Source organism: Sphingobacterium sp. UBA5639 (assembly GCF_002421245.1).
In the GTDB taxonomy this organism is placed as follows: Bacteria; Bacteroidota; Bacteroidia; order Sphingobacteriales; family Sphingobacteriaceae; genus Sphingobacterium; species Sphingobacterium multivorum.
This window is the reverse complement of sequence record NZ_DIJR01000013.1, coordinates 34,732-56,387: the sequence shown is the minus strand read 5'-3', so window position 1 is coordinate 56,387 and position 21,656 is coordinate 34,732. Positions and strand designations below refer to the sequence as shown.

The 21,656-nt window shown below is 39.5% G+C and carries 11 protein-coding genes; all 11 read right to left on the bottom strand.

Features of this window, described 5'->3' with window-relative positions; all coding sequences use genetic code 11:
* Positions 1 to 255 precede the first annotated feature (255 nt).
* The 11 genes from B4Z90_RS09820 to B4Z90_RS09770 all read right to left on the bottom strand — a co-directional run bounded on the left by B4Z90_RS09820 (position 256) and on the right by B4Z90_RS09770 (position 21,655).
* Entirely contained in the window at positions 256 to 1,884 is a 1,629-nt protein-coding gene (locus B4Z90_RS09820) for a DUF6377 domain-containing protein (protein ID WP_070561736.1), read from the bottom strand.
* 164 nt (positions 1,885 to 2,048) lie between these two features.
* Positions 2,049 to 6,599, bottom strand: coding sequence for an efflux RND transporter permease subunit (locus B4Z90_RS09815; RefSeq protein WP_115046909.1), 4,551 nt, complete (start codon positions 6,597 to 6,599; stop codon positions 2,049 to 2,051).
* 13 nt (positions 6,600 to 6,612) lie between these two features.
* A complete protein-coding gene (locus tag B4Z90_RS09810; protein WP_201639782.1) occupies positions 6,613 to 7,719 on the bottom strand; it encodes an efflux RND transporter periplasmic adaptor subunit in 1,107 nt (368 codons plus the stop codon).
* A gap of 269 nt (positions 7,720 to 7,988) precedes the next feature.
* Positions 7,989 to 8,351 carry a hypothetical protein gene (locus B4Z90_RS09805; protein ID WP_070561742.1) on the bottom strand — a complete coding sequence of 121 codons (363 nt, stop codon included), beginning with the start codon at positions 8,349 to 8,351 and terminating at the stop codon, positions 7,989 to 7,991.
* A gap of 145 nt (positions 8,352 to 8,496) precedes the next feature.
* Positions 8,497 to 9,429, bottom strand: a complete 933-nt coding sequence (locus B4Z90_RS09800; protein ID WP_070561744.1) for an endonuclease/exonuclease/phosphatase family protein — start codon at positions 9,427 to 9,429, stop codon at positions 8,497 to 8,499.
* Positions 9,430 to 9,435: 6 nt separating this feature from the next.
* Positions 9,436 to 11,727, bottom strand: a complete 2,292-nt coding sequence (locus B4Z90_RS09795; protein ID WP_286802096.1) for a GH92 family glycosyl hydrolase — start codon at positions 11,725 to 11,727, stop codon at positions 9,436 to 9,438.
* A 165-nt stretch (positions 11,728 to 11,892) separates the two neighbouring features.
* A complete protein-coding gene (locus B4Z90_RS09790; protein WP_088163421.1) occupies positions 11,893 to 13,815 on the bottom strand; it encodes a RagB/SusD family nutrient uptake outer membrane protein in 1,923 nt (640 codons plus the stop codon).
* Positions 13,816 to 13,834: 19 nt separating this feature from the next.
* Positions 13,835 to 17,089 (bottom strand): SusC/RagA family TonB-linked outer membrane protein, encoded by a 3,255-nt coding sequence (locus B4Z90_RS09785; protein ID WP_088159975.1) that lies wholly within the window; start codon positions 17,087 to 17,089, stop codon positions 13,835 to 13,837.
* Positions 17,090 to 17,247: 158 nt separating this feature from the next.
* The gene (locus B4Z90_RS09780) at positions 17,248 to 17,949 is read right to left on the bottom strand and encodes a response regulator transcription factor (protein WP_088159974.1); all 702 of its coding nucleotides are present in this window, start codon (positions 17,947 to 17,949) and stop codon (positions 17,248 to 17,250) included.
* Positions 17,950 to 19,272 carry a sensor histidine kinase gene (locus B4Z90_RS09775; protein WP_198386022.1) on the bottom strand — a complete coding sequence of 441 codons (1,323 nt, stop codon included), beginning with the start codon at positions 19,270 to 19,272 and terminating at the stop codon, positions 17,950 to 17,952.
* 88 nt (positions 19,273 to 19,360) lie between these two features.
* Positions 19,361 to 21,655 (bottom strand): GH92 family glycosyl hydrolase, encoded by a 2,295-nt coding sequence (locus B4Z90_RS09770; RefSeq protein ID WP_286802092.1) that lies wholly within the window; start codon positions 21,653 to 21,655, stop codon positions 19,361 to 19,363.
* Position 21,656: the final 1 nt, after the last annotated feature.

The following is a 21,656-nucleotide window of genomic DNA, read 5'->3' as shown; positions in this document are numbered from 1 at the left end:
ATAGGTGGTTTAAGGAGAGACTGTTTAATCTTTTGGTTATTCCAAAATGGCAATGAGTTTCCCCTGCTTCATTGCTCAAAACAAAACTAAGATCACCAAGACGGAGAAAAAAGAGCTAGTACTGAAAAAGTACCAGAAAAAAAATGCAAACAGCTAACATAAAGATTATTACAAATTAAATACAGCATTAAAAAGTACCTACAGGAGCGTACAATCGTCTTTAAAACAGCCAATTTTCGGGTATTACCCTACATTTTAGGCCCGGTCGATCACCGCAATCTGACACACAGCAGCTTCAAAAGCATCGCGGTTTCCCGCAGCCTTATTACGCACTTTTGTTCTATAATTATAAACTGTCCGAAGAGAATATCGAAGGAAACTTGCAATCTTCACAGAATCATCGATCCCTAATCGAATCAATGCGAAAATCCGAAGTTCAGTATTTAACAATTCAGTTTTTTTGGGATAGATTTTCTCGTCCTCCTGAAGTAAGGCATTGAATTCATCAACAAAGGTTGGATATAGATTTAAAAAGATACGGTCAAAATTAACATAGAGTTGCTGCACCTCTCTTTCTTCCATTTGCGTTGACTTTAACTGTTCGCGTAAGGCATCCCACTGCTGATTCGTCGCTTTTTTCAACAGTGCTTTTCTGATATCTTCCATTTTATCGATATAACTCGAACACATATCAAAGAATTGCGCAATATATTCTTCTTTAATATGATTGGATTCAGATAATTTAAGGTTAGTCTGGTTTATTTCATCATTCAATGATCGAAGTTGTTGGTTTGTAGCCGATAATTCCGATCGTATCCTTCTCAAATGTTGCACTTGTCTATAAATAATGACAAGTCCAATGATTACACCAATCAATAAAATACTGACGATAATGACCAAGCCTACCAGTTGCCGATTTTGGCTACTGATTTTCTGCTGATAGGCGGCATTGATTATAGGATAAGAAGAGGTACCTTCAATAATGCGATACCGCACTTTACATAACATCGCATCGTCTATGGCTTTTTCAATAAACTGAAAAGCGCGATCGAAATCCTGTTGGTCGTAATACGTTAGCGCCAGATCATGAAAAGATGCGTTGTCGCGATTAGCCATTTCAATATCTGCACTGGCTGATATGGAAAGATAGTAAATTTGACTTTTTGTATCCTTTTCATATTTGTAAATGAGCCCCATAAAATAGGCTATCAGCGCGCGCTGCTCAATATCCTTTTTGTTCTCATTCCAGAGGACCAACAATTGCTTTTTAGCATCCTCACGATTACCATTAAAAAGTGTTTTTATAGCAATGGTTGTACGATACTCCAAGGAAGACTTTGGTAGTACAGTTAACAGAGAATCACGATACTTTTCACTTGCCTGGTAATATTCCGATCGATTATTGCTCTGACCGTAATGACTATAAAAGGAGCTGTAGGTATCGTAATATTTCGCCAAGAGATCCCGGCCAAGATGAGCGGGCTCAACTTGCTTTAACAATTGTGAAGCTTCTATATACCGTCCAATGGTGGAATACACCCAGGCCAAATCGAGATGAATAACCGCCTGTAAGGAGTCATTATTCGGTGGAGCGAGCTTTTGACACAGTAAAATATAAGTAAGTGCTGCGTCAGAATCAAACTTCTTATAATTTTCAAAGATTTCGTAGTTCTTCTTCAAAAATTGAACAGGATTACTTTCTAATGCTTTGGCCTCCTGTTTTAATTTCTCCAATTTATCTTCACGGTTCTTGATGTAAATTTTCTGATTTTCCATCAAATATTCCAATCGTTGCAAAACCCGGGTACTATCGGAATCTACTTGCGCAGATAGGTAAAGACTAAAATGAGCAAAAAGAATAAAAAGAAAAATGCGCTGCAACATAATAAACTCGGTTCAACATCGTGTAGACTAAACTACATAAAAATAACAACAAAAAAGAGGACGTCTCCCGACGGCCTCTTCCCCCGACCCAGTTAAGGGTCCAAGAATTAACAAGTTAATTCTTTATCGCATGAAAAATAGTTTTCTTTTTAATGTATGGCAACCTATTGCCAACCTCCTCCCAAGGCTTTGTATAGTAGAATCTGGTTTAACGTGTTTTCTTTCTCCAATTCTACTTTTCCGATTTGGGCTTCCAGCGACTCCTTCTGGGCTGTAACGACGTCCAAAGAGGTCACCCGTCCAGCAATAAATAGTTCCTGTGCGGCCTCGATAGAGAGCTTTAATGCTTGAACATGCTCATCGACAAAACCACGTCGTCTGCCTATTGCCTCTTGCGTCATAATCACATTAGAAACCTCATTATAAGCATTCAGAACCATTTTTTCATAATCCAAAAAAGCAATCCCATAGTCCGCTTTTGCAATCTCGTACTGCGTTTTCAGTTGCCTTTGGTTAAATATCGGAAGCGTAATACCGCCAAATAAGTTATAAGCAATAGATTTATCCAAATTAAATAACTTGTTAAAGCTAAAGCTCTGCAATCCGATAAATGGACTTATTGCTACAGAAGGCAGAAAAGCCAAACGTGATGCTTCCTGATTATTCGAAGAGGCAATCACTTTCAAATAAGCAGCCTTGATATCGGGACGTTGGTTGACAAGATCATCCGGTGTACCAAAATGCATTGCATGATATAAATCCGCATTTTCAGCATATGTACTTCGTACAATAGGTTGATAAAAACGTCCTAATAAACCGTTTATATGGTGTTCCCAAAGTGCTATCTCTTGGATCAATTGTTCTTTAGCAGCTTTAGAATTGGCCAAAAGCGCTTTAAACTGTTGTACAGAAAGCTCAGTCGCATAACCAGCATCTTTTTTTACTTCAACAACTTCCAGTGCATTCTTATGCAATTCAATATTCCGATTATATACTTTTATCTTTTGATCCAAAGCAATTAGTTCATAATAAGCTGTTGCAATATTAGAGACTAATTCCGTTTCCAAGAGACGCTTTCCCTCCTGCTCTGCTAGGAAGCTAAAATAAGCAGCTTGTTTTTGGCTCTTTAACTTTCCCCAAAGATCAATCTCCCAAGATGAACGAAGTCCGATAAAATAATCTGGGATAAATGGTTCGGGTAATTTTTCATCATTTTTCAAATTCTCCGAGAAATTTGAATCGTAATTACCGATCCCTGACTCAGTATAGTGGCCATACTTCCGTATTCCTCCTTCTACTGTGGCCTCGACCCTAGGACCTAAAGCGGCTTTCCGTTGCTTAAAATAAGCTTGCGCAGATTCCAAACGTAGGATGGATTGACGAATATCCAAATTGTTCTGCAACGCCGAATCAATTAAGGAAACCAACTGCGAATCTTTAAAAATTTCCTTCCAAGGCCGGCTTCCCACATTTAAACTATCTGGCGAAAGATGTTTAGAAAAGGAATTCGGTACGTTTACTTTCTCCGGTTGGAGAGCTTTTTTGGGAACCGAACAACTTCCAAATAAAATAAGTGCGGCAATAACCAAAGAGGCTTGTTTCACAACTTGTTTCTTATTCTCTTTTTTTGAAAATAAGATCACTAAGCCTGGGATGACAATTACCCCCAGTATGGTTCCAATGAGCATTCCACCCACAGCAGCAGTACCGATACTTCGATTACCCAATGCTCCCGCTCCACTGGCCATCATCAAGGGTATCAAACCTGCAATAAAAGCAAAGGAAGTCATTAATATCGGGCGTAAGCGGGCAACTGCTCCTTCGATCGAAGCTGTCACGATATCCATTCCTTGCTTATATTTCAAATTGGCATATTCCACAATCAGAATCGCATTTTTACCTAACAAACCAATCAGCATGACCAATGCGACCTGCGCGTAGATATTGTTTTCCAATCCAAAGACCTTCAAGAAAATGAAAGCACCAAAGATCCCCGCCGGAAGACAGAGCAGAACTGGTAACGGCAATAAGAAGCTTTCGTACTGTGCACATAACAACAGATAAACAAACAGAAGACAAAGTGCGAAAATATACAAAGCCTGATTTCCAGAGATTTTCTGTTCCCGAGTCATACCAGACCATTCGATACTATAACCTTGAGGAAGAGATGACGCTATTTTTTCCACTTCTTCGATCGCTTGTCCAGAACTAAAGCCTGCTGAGGATTGTCCTGTAATCATGGCCGAACTAAACATATTGTAACGGGTAATTTGTTCAGGACCATAAATTCTTTCCATCGAAATAAAGGCATTGTATGGTACCATCTCACCCGTCTCATTCTTCACATATAAACGTAATACATCTTCTGGTCTTTGGCGATATTCGGGACCAGCCTGTACCATGACCTTATACATCTGTCCGTAACGGATGAAATTTGTCGCATAAAGACTTCCCATTAAGGTCTGCAGCGTATTCATGGCATTCTCCACCGATATTCCTTTTTTTGCAGCCATATCGTAGTCCACCTTCAGCATATACTGTGGAAAGTTCACATCAAAACTGGAGTTGATATCCTGAAGAACATCACTTTTTTCCATATCGTCCATAAACTTCTGCAGCACTTCGGCCGTCTTATTGAGATCTTCATTACCACTACGGTCCAATAGACGTAGTTCAAAACCTGATGAGTTACCAAAGCCTGGAACTGTTGGTGGAGGAAAGAAATCAATTTCCGCATCGGCAAAGTCCTTGGTTCTCTCGCGTAAATCTTTAATGACATCATCTACTGTCTGATCTCGCTCTTTCCAGGGCTTCAGATTGATCATCCCCATCCCGTAGGAAGCGCCGGACACTTCGGTAATAATACTATATCCCGATAATGTAGAAACGGTTTCCACAATATCAAGCTGACGTGATACAGAGTCAATTTTATCCAAAACACGTTCGGTACGGTCCACCGTTGCTCCAGGAGGTGTGGTTACAGCGACATAAATCATTCCCTGATCCTCGGTTGGAATAAAGCCCGAAGGTAAGATCGCGCTACTTCCCCAGGTGGCGACAAAGAAAACGCCAAGTAAAAGCAAGGTCAATCCGCGCCGTGCACTTGTTTTTACCAAAATCCCCTTGTAACCAAAGGCTGTCTTATCATAAACTGCGTTGAATTTTTTAAAGAAACGATCGAGCCAATTATTCGATGGTTTGCGATCGTGAGGCGATTTCAAGAAAAGCGCACATAAAGCGGGTGTCAATGTCAACGCGTTGATACCTGAAATAACAATGGCAGCCGCGAGCGTCAATGAAAATTGACGATAAAAAATCCCTACTGGCCCCGATAGAAAGGCAACCGGAACAAATACCGCAGACATGACAAGTGTAATAGCCACAACAGCGCCACCGACTTCTTTCATTGCTTCCAATGTAGCTTCCATAGGCTGCAAATGTTCTTCTTCCATCTTTGCGTATACAGCTTCGACGACCACAATACCATTATCGACCACAATACCTATTGCCAGTACCAGTGCAAATAAGGTCAGTAAGTTGATCGAGAAACCGAGCATCTGCATAAAAAATAAAGCCCCAATTAAACAGACCGGGACAGCCAAAATAGGAATAATAGTCGCCCTAAAATCCTGTAAAAAGATAAATACAACAATAAAAACCAAAAGAAAGGCTTCCAGTAAGGTCTTGATAACGGAAGAAATCGAAGCATCTAAGAAACGTGATACGTCATAGCCCATTGTATAGGTCATTCCGCTTGGAAATTGTGTCTGTTTCAATTCTGCCATGCGATCTTTCACACGTTGAATAACCTCCTGTGCATTTGACCCTGGTAATTGCTTCAACATAATGGAAGCTGAAGGCCGACCATCGGTTTTGGAAACCATTTCATAGTCCAACGAGCCAAATTCGACATCTGCAACGTCTTTAATACGGATAATGGAACCATTGGAATTCGCCCGAATAGGAATATTAGCATATTCCTCTATTTCGGTGAATTTACCAGGATAACGTAACACATATTGTTGCATATTGCGCATCTTATCCGAGCTAATCCCTGTTTGCCCCGGTGCAGCCTCAATATTCTGCTTTCGCAATGCTGCCACCACATCTTCGGTGGAAATATTATACGCTGCCATACGATCAGGTTTAACCCAAACACGCATTGCATAGTCGCGCATACCCATAATCTGAGCGAGACCGACACCTTCGATCCGTTTCAGTTCCTTTAGAATGTTGATATCTGCGAAATTGTAAATGAATCTTTCATCCGCAGTTTCATCATCGGTAAAAACATTCAGATACATCAGCATGGAGTTGACCTCTTTTTCGGTGGTTACCCCTGCTTTGATGACCTCTTCAGGGAGTTCATCCAATACCGTTGTTACCCTATTCTGTACGTTTACAGCCGCAATATCTGGATCTGTACCAACTTCAAAAAAGATTTGAATAACCGTGCTGCCGTTATTGGTAGACACTGAATTCATGTAAGTCATCCCAGCTACACCGTTGATTGCTTTTTCCAAAGGAATAGCGACAGCATTTGTACTCACCTCAGCATTGGCACCTGTATAATTGGCATTGACGACGACCGAAGGTGGTACAATGTCCGGAAATTGCGTGATGGGCAATGTAAATAAGGCCAACAACCCTAAAAGTGTAATAAACACCGAAATAACCAACGACAATATGGGTCGTTTTATAAATGTTTCAAACATAATTTATCCTCCCCTACAGTTTCCTCATTTTTGGATTAATCTTCATTCCACTCCGCAGTCCCTGTACTCCCTCATAGACAATCTTGGCGTTGGGATCTAAACCTCCATCCACAATGTAATAATGCCCCACACGTGGGCCCGCTGTAAAAGGTGTCATTTTTACGGTACTATCTGCCTGTACAGTATAAACGTATGTTTTGTCCTGAATTTCAAATACTGATTTTTGGTGTACAAAGGTATGTTGCCCTGTCTGCATTGGCACTGCAATCTTACCTGTTGCACCATGCTTTAGGATATGCTCGGCATTGGGAAATTGAACCCGAAGGGCAATGGATCCAGTATTGGCTTCAAATTCACTTTCTACCAAATGGGCAATTCCCTCGTGTGGATACAGTTCACCATTAGCCAAAATTAACTTGACCGATTTTTGCGTCTCCTTACCGTCCAACTTATCACGCATAAGTGTCAGATACTCCCTTTCAGAAATATCAAAATAAACGTTCACTTTACTTAAATCGGAGATCGTCGTAATTAAGCTACCCTCGGTCAATAAAGAGCCTTCTCTCAATAAGATACGGTCTATACGACCGTCAAAAGGAGCCTGTATAACAGTATAGTCCAATCTTGTCTGTGCCTGATTTACCAAAGCTCGGGCTTCTTCGATTTTAGAATTGGCCGCTTTTAATTGAATTTTCAATAAATTATATTCGGAAGAGCTCACAATATTCTTGTCAACCAATTTTTGAGTTCGTTCCATTTCCAGCTTGATCTTTTGTGCTTCCGCAATGGCATTATCATACTGTGCTTTGGCCTTGGCTAATTCCGAACGATATTCCTCATTATTATATTTAAATAAAATCTGTCCTTTCTTTACCCAAGCACCTTCATCGACATAAATTTTATCCAGAAAACCATTTAATTTCGAGCGAATCTCGACGTTTTTCAAGGCCTGGATATCTGCAATATATTCTTGATAAACAGTTGTGTCCATCACCATCAAAGAGGCGACGGGTATATTTTTGAGTTCTTCTTTTTGGTCAGCATTAGCATTTGTGGAGCGGCATGAGGCCAACATCCCGACCGCGCCAAGCAAAAGGCACAGTATTCGTAATTTGTTCATATGGGAATAATCTTTTTTTAAAGGTCATATGGAATACCCAGTTGTTTTTCATCCACGTTGGTGTTTGCCAAACATTGGTATTTCATAAACGATAAAAAATGTAAAATGTTAAACCCTCCTACGGCATTTTAAAGTCAGTCGTTAGGAGAATGTATTAGATAGGAGCTACAGCAATTGTATAGGGCAAAGAGCGGCCTAAGGCCTTCCAAACCATAGATAGAAATAAAATAAAACTATTGCAGCCTCCGATAGAAAATTATTGGAGGTAACTAGAATGGCCTAAAGCGGGATAGGAATCGATAATACCCTGGTAAGCATAGGGTTTTAGATCGATAAAAAGGATGTTCATCATCTTTTGCAAAACATAATGCCGTAAAGACGATTCCAAAAACAAAAATAAAAATTGGTAGTACTTGACTATTGAGCGAAAATATACGATAATCATCTTGCAATAGTACTTTTTCTTCTTGGGAAGAATGAATGGGTTCCAAATCCAATACGTCATCCAAAAAATACTCCACAATGGTCTCACCTGCATGCAACACCTGTCCAGTTGCCGAGGAGAAAGACTCATAGGTCAACAGATTAAGGTATGCAAAGAGTGTTAAAAAATGAAATATTTTGCCTAACATATCGAAATTTCGAATCACAAAGGTATGACTTTAAATAGCTAAGATTATTTTATTCATGTAAAAAAACCATGACAGCCTAAAAAATTAGCTGTCATGTCCTTAAATATCTCTAGTTTATTAGATTAAAGTCGATAAATTTCAAATGTTACAATTTGATTTTCACCACTAATGGAAAATGATCCGATGGTAATCTTGTCTCGTACTGTTTAAAAGAAAGTTCTTTAGGGAAATCCCCCTTTTTAACCTCTTCACTATTTTCTTTAGCACTACGATAAGATTCTGTTAAAACAGCATAATGCTTTACTTTAATCCGAGGAGTTACGAATACATGATCTATACGGCTGTCTGTCCAAAGATTATTATCGAAAGCATTAAATGTACCGTTCCATGTAAATTTAGTCGGAGCAAGCTCAAAACTATCTTCTATAAAATCGGATTCTTGTAGGATGTTATAAATTTCATTATTTTGATCGACATTGAAATCACCGGTCAATATAGCTAGTTCCCCTTTTACAAACTCTTTCATTTTTTTGACAACCAACCGACTACTTTTTTCCCGGGCTTTGACACCAACATGATCCATATGCAAATTAAAGTACCAAAATTTCTTCCCAGAATTAATTTCCTGCAACTGCACCCAAGTACAAATACGAGGTAAGGCAGCATCCCAACCTTTTGAAGGGCGATCTGGCGTCTCAGAAAGCCAGAAGACGCCACTTTTTAATTTCTTAAATTTCTTCTTTTTGAAAAATATAGGCGCAAACTCTCCCGCAACTTTACCGTCATCCCGACCAACACCAACATAATCATAATCAGTAAGACGTTTTTTCAAATCTACCAATTGATTTACCAAAACCTCCTGTGCTCCAAAAACATCGTAATCCACAAAATCAATTAAAGAAGTGATTACTGGAAATCGCTGATCCCAACCGTTACCATTTTTACGATCTCCGTCATTGTCATAACGGATGTTGTAGCTTCCTACTGTAAGACCTATTGAATTTTGTGAAAAGGCATTTAAAACAAATAAATTGATTACAAAAATAAGACTTAGCGATATAATACGTAATTGCTTCATAATATATTATTTTATTTTTTCGTTACTAAAGGAATATGGAGCATCTTCTTTTTTTGTACCTCTATTTTTATTCGGTACTTCGCTCATTTTGAAATCAAGTTTGGCACCCTGCAATAAATCTTTATAACGGATATAATTATGACTATAAGGCTTTCCATTCCAAGTTAGTTGATCTACGTAGACCTGATTTGCTCCCTGTTGTTTAGCTTGGATATTCACTTTTTTCCCATTTTCGAGATTTAGAGTCACCTTATCGAATTGTGGTGAACCAATCACGTATTCGCCCGAGGCAGGAGAAACGGGATAAAATCCCAGCGAAGAGAAGACATACCAGGCTGAAGTCTGCCCATTATCTTCATCACCACAATAGCCATCTGGTGTAGGCAAATAAAGTTTATCCATTATTTTGCGTACCCAATATTGTGCTTTCCAAGGCTCTGCAGCATAATTATACAGATAGGGCATATGTTGGATAGGCTGATTTCCATGCGCATACTGCCCCATATTCATCACTTGCATTTCACGCATTTCATGGATCATTCCGCGACTTTTCATACCCTCATAACTCGGAATAACAAACACTGTATCCAACATGGAAACAAAAGATTGATTACCACCCATCAAATTAATTAAACCCTGAGGGTCATGGAACACACAAAAACTCCAATGCCAAGCATTTCCTTCCGTATATTCTCTTGACCAGGCACTTGGATCAAAATCTGAGACGAACGATCCGTCTGCTTTTTTTCCACGCATAAGTTTTGTACTTGGGTCAAACAGATTTTTATAGTTCATCGCGCGTGTTGCATAAATAGCTGTTTCAGCTTCCGGTTTACCCAGTGCTTTGCCAAATTCATAAATACACCAGTCATTGTATGCATATTCCAGTGAACGTGCTACATTTTGGTCTACTTTTACATCAGCAGGTATATAGCCCAATTTATTATAATATTCATAACCGAAGCGTCCCGTCGAAGAGTGTTTCGGATAAGCACTATTGGCCCCATGCTTGAGCGCTTCCCATAACAAGTCTTTATCATAGCCTTTCCGATCAGTCATCAAGGCATCTGCGACAATAGAAGCAGAATTGTTTCCAATCATCGATGCACGATGTCCTGGCGAAGCCCACTCCGGAAGGTAACCACTCTCTTTATACGCATTCACCAAACCTTCTTGCATGCGATCGTTCATGGATGGATATAATAAATTCAACAGCGGAAACAAACTTCTAAAGGTGTCCCAAAAACCTGTATCTGTAAACATCTCACCAGGTAGGACCTGCCCATTGTAGGGGCTATAATGCATACGCTTGCCTGTTCCATCAATTTCAGAAAAATCCCTTGGAAAAAGTGTTGAACGATAGAGGCTGGAATAAAATGTACGTAGTCGGTCAATATTGTGGTCTTCAACCTGGACACGTCCGAGGATTTCGTTCCACTGTGCTTTACCTTCGTCAACAACCTGTTGAAATGTTTTGGACTTCACTTCTTTTAAATTAAGTTCTGCCTGCTCAAAACTTATAAAGGAAGAAGCAATACGGGCGGTGACCTTTTCCCCTCTTTTCAAGGAAGAGAAACCAACGACTGCTCCGGCGTGATTGTCCTGAATTTCCAATTCGTCTTTACTTATCGCTCCACTTTTAACAGCAGCTTTGTAAGAAAATGGTCTATCGAAAGTAATGACGAAGTAATTCTTGAAATTCTCCGGAACACCACCGCTATTTTTTGTTGAATACCCGATAATCTTATTTTCCTGCGGAATTACTTTAATATAAGACCCTTTATCAAATGCATCAATAATAACATAAGCACTGTCTGTTTTGGGGAATGTGAACTGAAAGATTGCTGCCCGTTGTGATGGAGACAATTCTGTTGTCACATCGTGATCCGCAAGGTAGACGCTATAATAATAAGGTTTTGCAATTTCAGCTTTATGCGAAAACCAGCTCGCCCGTTTTTCTTGATCAAATTGCGGTATACCTGTTATTGGCATGATTGAAAACTGACCATAATCATTGTTCCAGGGGCTTGGCTGGTGGGTTTGCTTAAATCCTTTAATTTTATCTGCCGTGTAAGTATATACCCAGCCATCGCCCATATTTCCAGTCTGCGGGGTCCAAAAATTCATACCCCAAGGCCGAGCGATCGCAGGATAAGTATTGCCATTAGACAATTCATACTTCGATTCAGTACCGATCAACGGGTTAACGAAATCAACAGGCGAGGTTTGTTGCGCCATTCCAGCATGCGCCGCGAACAGAAAAAGAATACTGCCTGTTAGTTTTTTAATATTAAACATAAATGAAGCGTTTGGTTAAGCTTAAAATTATTAGCAAAAAAGCTAAAACGTATTAGTAAATATAGGTAAGAAATTTAAATATAGTCGATTGCCCAGGTCTTTTTCACAAGATGGTTACAAAAAAACCGCAATCAAATGATTGCGGTTTTTAATATCACGCAAAAACTACCACCCAGGATTCTGCCCTAACGAGGGAGATTTTTGGATCTCTGAGTTTAAAATAGGAAATAGGTAATGAGTTGGAGCAGTAAAAACTCTACTTTCAACAAAGAAACGTTCCATTTTATAACGTTTATCACCAATTTGGATTTTACCATTTACGTCTTCAACGGCTCTCATGCCATTAATCATATTCTGAAGTTTCGGATAAGCTGTATTACTATTCTTCCAGTAATTTATACTTCGCTCGTTATTTGTACTACCTGATGCAGTAAAGTTCTGATATTTAGTTTTCTCCACCGAACTACTAGGTTCTAGATACAGGCGACTATCAAAAGCTCTCTTATTCTCATAAAAGAATTCGACCCTTCGTTCACGATAAATGTACTCACGCATCAAATTTTTATCAGCAAGTGTTGTCAAAGGCATGGGCGCCATAAAAGACCTCGCTCTTACCTGATTAATTAAATCATAGATCTCTTGCGTCGGTCCATCAACTTCATTAACTGCCTCTGCATAAATGTAAATAAAGTCTGGTAAGCGCCATACTGGAGGGGCACTGATGATAACACTGCCATTCTTATTCCAAGCTTCCTGCAAAAATTTCCTCAGATAATATCCCGTGCGTGTTGCATTATTAGCGCCAATCTGATCGGCTCCGCTCGCAATATTTGTCTGGGATGGATTATTGTTTCCGCCGCGGAATGCTGCACCATGAAATATAATGTCGCGATAGAAACGTGGATCCCTTTTTACTGAAACGTAAGGATTCCCGTCATCATACCCGTCCTGTTTAGCCTTGGCACTATAAATCGGATAACCAAAACCATCTGGTGAAAGGTATTCATACTCATCGACTTGCTCCTGAACAGGCATCTGACGAGCTCCACCGCCTCTACTTGGCGGATATACATCACCAAACCACCCCTCTCCCTTATAGCGCGTAAAAAACAAAACATACTCATTTTTGAACGCCTCCATATCATAAAACATCTGCCAGAGACGTGTATAAACTGTTGAGTTGCTCGTGTTTTGCCCCCCGCTATCTCCAAAATCGGTATTTGAATATTTCTGATACAGGCTATAACGTTTTCCACCTGCAACCTTACTTTCAAGAACTGCCTTAGCAGCCTCTTTAGCTTTCACCCAACGCTGAGGATCATATGTAGCGTATTCGGACTCAAACTTACGTGTCCCATTATAACCTTTTGCGGCAGCTCCATTCCAAAGTGGTGTAGCGGCCATCCACCGTGCTTCTGCAATCAGCCCAAGGCATGCCCCTTTATCGATACGTCCAAAATTCTGCCCCTCCCATTTTTCCGGGACAGCATTATATGCTGTTGTTGCATCAGCAACAATTTTGTCAATAACTTTATGAACTGACTCACGTTCGAAGTTCATATTTTCCGTCGCCGTAATTACATGGTCTATATAAGGAATCTCACCATATATACGAACAGCCATTAAATGAAAGTAAGCTCTAAGAAAGTAGACCTCTCCAACGCGCATAGGAAGTGAGCCTGGCTCCAGGATATCATCTGGTGTACTATATTTTTTAATTCCTTCCAAAATGACATTGGTTCTACGGATCCCGTCAAACATACTACTCCAAAATTGCCCGTTGTCTCCTGGTAGTCCATTGATATTCCAATCGCCGGTATTATATCTATTCGTAATATTTCCCTCTACTGTAGAACCTTCGGCCTCATCGGTTATTGCAGCACTCGAAAAATGATAGAACCACGAGATAGGCTGATTGACACCCTTCGCTTTAGCATACACATCCGTAACGAGCTGATTTACTTTTTCATAACGAGTAAAAACCTCATCTTCCCGGATCTGATCGTCGGGTAATTTGTCCAAATATTTGTTGCAACTTGCGATCATAAAAGCAACCACACCTGCCATAAAAAAAAGTATTTTTTTCATCTTCAATACATTCATAAGATTAGAAATTAAGATTTATTCCAAAGTTGTAGACTTTGAGAATCGGGTACCAATAACCGCTCGTATTTCCCATCTCAGGATCTATACTTAAATCCTTTAAACCTGACCAGGTAAATAGGTTCATCCCTTGCGCATAAACGCGTAATTGGTTCAAACCAATTTTTTTAATAAGATCTTTCGGTAAATTATAACCAATCTCTATATTTTTGAGCCTTAAATATTTAGCATCATATAAAAACAAACTACTGTTGCTATTTTTATTATTCTCGGAATTGCCAATATGTAGAGCGGGGTAAGTTGCAGTTTCGGCCGTTTCCGGTGTCCAACGTCCCATATGAATTGGTCGAACGGAGCCGAGTTTATCTTGATCAAAAGTCGGGAAATCCCATACAGCCGCATCTTTCAATAAAATTGAAGAATTTAACGCTCCTTGAAACAAAAGACTAAAATCAAAACCCTTGTATTGCAGCGATATTGGTAAACCAAATTGAATCTCCGGGCTTCTAGGATTTCCCATCACTGTGCGATCCCCTAAATCTGTAATTTTACCATCACCGTTCAAATCCTTATATACGACATCGCCTGGTCCTACTGTTCCCCAAGGTTGAAAATTACTCTGATTTAATTTGTCCGCCTCGGCCTGATCTCTAACGAAGTGATCGAAAACATAGACAAAATTTTCATAAAGTCGTTTGCCCGTTGCTTGTCTGTATTCATATTGTCGTGGCACCTCTTGTCGGTAGATCAACTTATTTCTAGAAAAGGTGAAATTAGGTTTTAGAGAAAATCTGAAATTATCCCCAATCATGTCTGAATAACTCATCTCAATATCAATACCACGGTTGCGGACCTTTCCAATATTGATCAGCGGAGAGCCTTTACCAACTACGCCAGGAAAACCAATGTCATCCGCTCCTAGTTCGGTAATAATATCATAACGATAATCTTCAAAAACATCAATACTAAAGTTCATCTTATTCTTTAAAAAGCCCATATCAAGACCGATATTGGTTTTTCTAGATTTCTCCCATGTTATATTTTCGTTTGCCAGGCGTCCTTCACGAAGGCCACTTAGTCCATTGTTAAAATTCTGTTCCCCAAAACTATAACCATCTCCTCCCTGAAAAAATGCGAGATATCCGAATCGAGCGTCACCTGGCATTTTATCATTACCCACAAGCCCCATCGAGGCTCTAAGCTTTAAAAAGCTAAGCCAGTCTTTGGTATTCGACATAAATTTCTCCTTGCTAACCACCCAACCCAATGCTCCAGCCGGGAAAAATCCATAACGTTTTCCCTCTATAAAATTTTCGGATCCATTGTAACCAAAGTTAAATTCCGCCAAATATTTTTCTAGATAATTATAGGTAAACTGCCCTGTCATACCTTGATAACGGATATCAACACTGGCTCTTGAATTCGCCGCATCATAGACAGACTGGCTCGAGCGATTGAAAAGCAACATCCCAGTTACATTATGCTTATCGTTAAATAGACGATTGTAATTTATTTTTCCTTGAATGAAAGTTCTATTAAAAGGACTACTTTGTGTAAATGAATTTCCAACGGTTTGATCTACCGTATATTTGTTCCCATTTCTGTAAGTACCCTCATAGTATTGCGGATTCATAAAAAGATCGATACCATCTGTAGGCTGAAAAGTTGCATAATTGGGATATACCCTATATCCTTCACTATAGGTACCCAACTCGCGTCGGACCCATTGTTGCTCTCTAGCATCATAGGAAAATATTCCGTCAACAGAAAGTCCCTTGGTAATAAAATCCATATTCCAGCCGGCAGCAAAACTGCCTTCCAAATAGGTATTTTTTTCTGTATGATATCCTGATCTAGTCAACTCCCCAAGAACATTAAATCGGTAAATTTGATTACCAAACAACAAGCCCGAGGGATTATTCAGCAGATACCCCTGCGTAGAAGGTTGGCTATTGGGTTCAAGAATGATGGGTAAATACGGGGGCTGTGTCATTGCCAGAGTCATCAATCTACTTGCGGAAGTTCCAGGTGAAGTTCGATTGGTAATACGAGCACCTAAATTGAGTTTTACCCACAAGTTTTTAGTAATGTTGACATCAATATTGGACCTAAAATTATAGCGCTGAAATTTAGGAGAAACATTATATTTAGATAAATCAACATGGTCATAATTATTATCTTGTCCCATGTAACCGCCCATCACAAAATATTTCGCAATATCATTACCACCCCGTATTGATAGATTATATTCGTGCTGAGGTGCAGTTCTAAAAATATAATCGAAATAGTCCCAGTTATAACCTAACCCGTCCGAATTATCACCCTTTGCCCTTCGAAAATTGTCTATAGCATCCTGACTAAATAATTTCAAGTTATCGATATTTCCACCAGACAGCTTCGCATCATTCATTAACGCTTCATTGTAGAGAGTCGCGTAATCTGCAGATCCTAAAAGCTTCGGCAATTGTGCAGGTGTATTTAGTCCATAAGACGCTTTGAAGTCTACGGTTGCTTTATCGGCGGATTGTCCTCGTTTTGTGGTAACAACGATAACCCCATTCGCTCCACGAATTCCGTAGGGTGCCGTAGCTGCTGCATCCTTCAAAATGGAAACAGTCTCAATTTCGTCTGGAGCCAAATAGCTCATATCGCGTTCAATTCCATCCACAATTACAATGGGGGATTGATTACCATAAGTTGACTTACCACGAATAAACAATTCTGAACGATCTACTCCTGGCTCACCTCCAGCATATTGGTTGACAACCAGTCCTGGTAATCTTCCTGCAAGCATGTTATTAATATTTGCTGCAGGACTCTGTACAAGATCCTTAGTCGTAATCGTTGCGACGGCGCCCACAACATTTCTTTTCTTCTGTGTTGTGTATCCAACAACCACAACATCCTCTAGTGCTTTTACATCTTCTACTAGGCTAACCTGTAACGTTGACCTTCCGCCCGCCACAATTTGTTGAGGCTGAAAACCAATATACGAGAAGGTCAATACCGCATCCTTATAGGGAATTTCTATTCGATATCGACCTGATGCATCTGTTTTCGTTGATTTGCCACTCGCCTTAACCACAATGGTGACACCTTGCAAAACTTTCCCTGTCGAACTGTTTAAAACTGTTCCCTCTACAATAATACCCTCTTGTTGGAAACTGAAGTGGCTAGACGCAGCTTTCAATTCGGTCCACAAATTGAACGTGCTACACACCGAAAGGGTAAAAAATAATGGAATTACCTTTCTTTTCATAAATGATAATTAATGATTGGTTTACTAATACAACAATTGGTCATCAATTAGTTATTCCTTTGGAATGAACACCTCCAAAGAAATCAACCTTAAGCTGATAAACTAATTCGTTTTAGTAAAATTAAAAAGAAAGAAAAGAGAAAGTTGTTAATCGATTGTTAATGACAATTATTGAAATCGACCTCTAAAATAAATCCCACTTTGTAAACAGTTTTAATAGCAACATACCGCGATCTTTTCAGCATTTTTCTAATCTTGCATATAAAAACATCAAGACTTCGTCCCAAAAAATAATCGTTATCTCCCCAAAGAGCAAGTAAGATCTCTTCTCTTTTCAAAACAACATTCGGTTTATTTGCTAAGAATGTCCAAAGTTCGAATTCACGTGGTGATACTACCTGCCGAGATTTATCATTAAATTCTATTGCAAGTAAATTACGGTCAAGTTTAATGTCACCAATATTGAGTTGTAATTGACAAACAACAGGCTGCTTAACCATATAATTTTGAAGTTTCAGAGACAATTCTTCAACATCAAACGGCTTTGTTATATAATCATTGCCCCCTAGACGGAGGCCCTTTAATCGATCTGGTTTAGACAGTCTTGCTGTAAGAAAAAGCACAAACTGGTTTTTATTTAGCTGAGAAATATATTCAACGAATTGAAACCCATCCCAGTTGGGAAGTTGTATATCTACTACAAGGATATCATATTTATCAATCTTATAATAAGATATTCCCTCTTCAGCAGACATTGCATGACTAACATCAAATCCGAAATTTGACAGATAATCTATGAGCATTGTCGCTAAATCAAGATCATCTTCAATCAGCAATATATGTCCATATTTCGGTATCATCTATTTTATTATTGGTATTGAAATAGAAAATGTTGTTCCAGGTTGGCTATCTGATTTAACGTCAATTTTCCATCTATGAATCCGCATGACTTCCTTTACGAAAAAAAGCCCCAGGCCCAGCCCATTTGAAGAAGCTTCTTGTTTACCCCGATATCCCTTCGTGAAAATATACGGCAATTGGTTATGTGAAATACCTATTCCATTGTCTTGTACAGTCATCACCACCGTATCTCTAGCGCCAATACTCAAACGAATATGAATATGCTTTATTCGCTCTTTATTATACTTCAGGCCATTATCGACCAAATTGTTTACCGCGGTAACAAACATAAATGGGTTGACAAGCACCCTAGCCTCTTTAACGTTTTGATCCACTAAGATTTGAATCGTCGCACTTTCTGATACTAAAATCGCAAGATCTTGTTCTAATTGATCCATAAGTTCTGCCAAAAAGTGTTCCTCTAGACTCACCTCTTCTTGATTAAACACACTCAAATCAATCGCTTTGTTAACTAATCGATCCAAACGGTTTATCTGACGCATCAAGGTGTCCAAAGTTGTTGACATTTTTAACTTATCATCTTTCGAAACTTTTACCGCCAAATTGGTTAAACCAATTCGTATGGTTGTCAATGGTGTATTGAACTCATGTGTGACATTGTTAATAAAGTCAGAAGCCATTTCTGCCATTCTTTTTTGCTTTATCCAGCTACTATATGTCATCAAATACAACCAAACAATACCAATTATACAGCAGCCCGACAGCAATAATAATGGGAAAATGGATCTTAATACAGAAAAATTTGTATCAATATTTCCAACGTACAACGTAAAAGCCACACGATTTGACATCTTACTATTTGCAGTTATTGCAATCGACGATACGATATTGTCTTTGTCAATAAATCTAAATTCCCCTCCAATAGGAATATGCTGATCTTTCCCAAAGTCCAGGATTGGTATAAAGGTCTTCGCATCAAAAGTCACCGAAATATCTCTCAACACAATGGCATAACCAAAGCCTTCACCCAAATTGACTTCGGATCTGATGACCTGGAATAGGCTATCCATCGCAGGATGATTTCGAAGCCTCATTATCAAGGTCTTCGCGATACTATCTTTCAGACTATTGAAAGCATTTCTATCGTCTTGATAATAAGCTCTCAGACGAACTAAATGAGGCATTAAGGTTGAATCGACAAGTTTCTGTCCGCCCGGGAATATCTTATCGTTGGAAATATGCTTATCGTAAACAACCTTAATTTCCTTTTTTTCTTTTTGAAATAGTTCGCCTCTTTTGATCTCATATGATCTTGCAATCATGAGATACTGTAATATCAAAAACAAAACTAAGCAACAGATAGCTATCCATTTATATACACCTGACCGTCTCATTTTTGCAAACAGACTATTATTTGTTCGGTTTATTGCTCATTTCGAAGATTAATTCACCGCCATTTATAATGCTGCTATAGGGCAATAGAAAATCAGCCAATTTCCGCCCATTTAAAGAAACGGATTTAACGTAAACATTCTTCTCAGACTGGTTACGGGCAACTATAGAAAGACTGCGTCCGTTTTCAAGATTAATTTTTGCCGATTTTACCAAAGGACTGCCAATCCAATAGTTATCTTCCCCAGGTGCCACCGGATAGAAGCCTAATGCAGTAAATAAATACCAAGCAGACATTTGTCCACAGTCATCATTTCCCCCTAAACCCGCATGACCATTATGATACTGATTCCGTATGATTTGTCTTACACGCGCCTGAGTTTTCCAGGGACTCTTGGTTATATTGTACAAGTATGCCACATGATGGGAAGGTTCATTTCCGTGCACGTAATTTCCGATAATGCCATCTCGGGTAATATCCTCCGTATGTTCAAAATATTTATCCGGTAATTCCATTGTAAACAGAGAATCCAAATAAGACGCTAAACGTTTTTTGCCTCCCATTAATGCCATCATTTCAGTAGGTTGATGCGGTACATACAGGCTGTAATTCCATGAATTACCTTCAATAAATCCTTGCCCATGTGTATCCAAAACATCGAATTTCTCCTGAAATTTACCCGCTGAATTCTTCGGACGCATAAATCCAATAGCGGAATCATAGAGTGATTTCCAACTTTCAGCCCTTTTGGAAAAAGTCGTGTAAATATCCTCTTTTCCCAATTTTTTCGCTAATTGCGCGATACACCAATCGTCATACGCATATTCCAATGTATTAGAAACAGATGTTCCCGATACATCTGCAGGAACATATCCTTTATCTATGTAAGCCCCAATCCCCTCGTACTGACGTGTATTTGCTGTTTGTACACAAGCTGCTAATGCAGCCTCAGCATCACCTTTGTAAACGCCTTTGAGGATAGCATCAACAATGACCGATACGGAATGATAGCCACTCATGCACCAGTTATCATTTGCATAATGCGACCATATCGGCAACATCTTCAATACACTCTGGTTATAATGAGCCATCATGGATGCCACAATATCTGCATTCCGAGAAGGATTAATTAAATTCAACAGCGGATGAAAGGCCCTAAAGGTATCCCACAATGAAAATGAGGTGTAATTCGTAAACCCTTCAGCGCGGTGCACCTCCTGGTCCAACCCTTTATACTCACCATTGCTGTCCATATACACCGTCGGCATTAAGCTTGCATGGTACATAGCTGTATAAAAGTTGACAAGGTCTTCCTTGTTCAACATTTCAGCTTCTATCTTATGCAACTCCTTTTCCCAGGCGTTCTGCCCTTGCTTAACGTAACCGTCAAAATTCCAGTCCGGAGCCTCAGCCTCCATATTGGCCAATGCATTCTTCATGCTTACTGGACTTAACGCTACTTTCAGGAGGATGGCTTCTTGTGCTTTTGTATCAAAATCCAAGTGAAGCTTAATATTGTGTGCTGCAAGATCAGGGAAATTGTTCTGTTGATCAAACTTACGCCAGAAACCATTATAGACAGATTTTCCATCTTCATATTTGGCGCCGTAATTCTTAAACGCTTTTGATGTCTTTATCGCAAAGTATACGGTGCGGGTTCTTGACCAACCGTTTGTCTGGCGGTAGCCTACCAGGGTTGAATCGTTCAAGACCTTGACCACGGTCCAAACATTCTTGCCGTCATAATTATAGATCCCAGCAGTTAAGTCTACAATAAGATGTGAAGCATCCGATTCTTTGAACGTATAACGGTGCAGTCCTACACGTGTTGTTGTCGTTAATTCAGCTTTAATCTGATGTTTATCCAGTAAAACACTGTAATAGTTGGCCTCAGCCCGTTCGTTGGCATGCGAATATGGTGATCGATAACCATCTTGTGGTCGATCAGCTGTACCCGGGTTTAATTGGACTTTTCCTTGTGTCGGCATGATCTGTATATCACCAAGATCGGAGTGACCTGTACCGCTAAAATGCGTATGACTAAACCCAACAATCGTCGGATCATCATATTGATAACCAGCACAATATTTATAAACATCGCCGTTATACCGCCCATTGACAGCATACGATAATGTATCCGTATCAGGGCTTAATTGTACTGCGCCGAATGGAACTGTCGCCCCCGGAAAAGTATGTCCCATTTTCGCCGTACCGATGAGCGGTTTGACATACTTAACTAATTTCGTTTCTTGTGCCTTTAATAGATATGGGACACTAATTAATCCCAAAAAGATTAAACTTCTGATATTCATC

Bases quoted from the DNA above. Each gene is read 5' to 3' on its own strand.
- B4Z90_RS09795 (WP_286802096.1), bottom strand. From the start codon at position 11,727: ATGTTTAATATTAAAAAACTAACAGGCAGTATTCTTTTTCTGTTCGCG.
- B4Z90_RS09805 (WP_070561742.1), bottom strand. From the start codon at position 8,351: ATGTTAGGCAAAATATTTCATTTTTTAACACTCTTTGCATACCTTAAT.
- B4Z90_RS09770 (WP_286802092.1), bottom strand. From the start codon at position 21,655: ATGAATATCAGAAGTTTAATCTTTTTGGGATTAATTAGTGTCCCATAT.
- B4Z90_RS09820 (WP_070561736.1), bottom strand. From the start codon at position 1,884: ATGTTGCAGCGCATTTTTCTTTTTATTCTTTTTGCTCATTTTAGTCTT.
- B4Z90_RS09775 (WP_198386022.1), bottom strand. From the start codon at position 19,272: ATGATTGCAAGATCATATGAGATCAAAAGAGGCGAACTATTTCAAAAA.
- B4Z90_RS09815 (WP_115046909.1), bottom strand. From the start codon at position 6,599: ATGTTTGAAACATTTATAAAACGACCCATATTGTCGTTGGTTATTTCG.
- B4Z90_RS09785 (WP_088159975.1), bottom strand. From the start codon at position 17,089: ATGAAAAGAAAGGTAATTCCATTATTTTTTACCCTTTCGGTGTGTAGC.
- B4Z90_RS09790 (WP_088163421.1), bottom strand. From the start codon at position 13,815: ATGAAAAAAATACTTTTTTTTATGGCAGGTGTGGTTGCTTTTATGATC.
- B4Z90_RS09780 (WP_088159974.1), bottom strand. From the start codon at position 17,949: ATGATACCGAAATATGGACATATATTGCTGATTGAAGATGATCTTGAT.
- B4Z90_RS09800 (WP_070561744.1), bottom strand. From the start codon at position 9,429: ATGAAGCAATTACGTATTATATCGCTAAGTCTTATTTTTGTAATCAAT.
- B4Z90_RS09810 (WP_201639782.1), bottom strand. From the start codon at position 7,719: ATGAACAAATTACGAATACTGTGCCTTTTGCTTGGCGCGGTCGGGATG.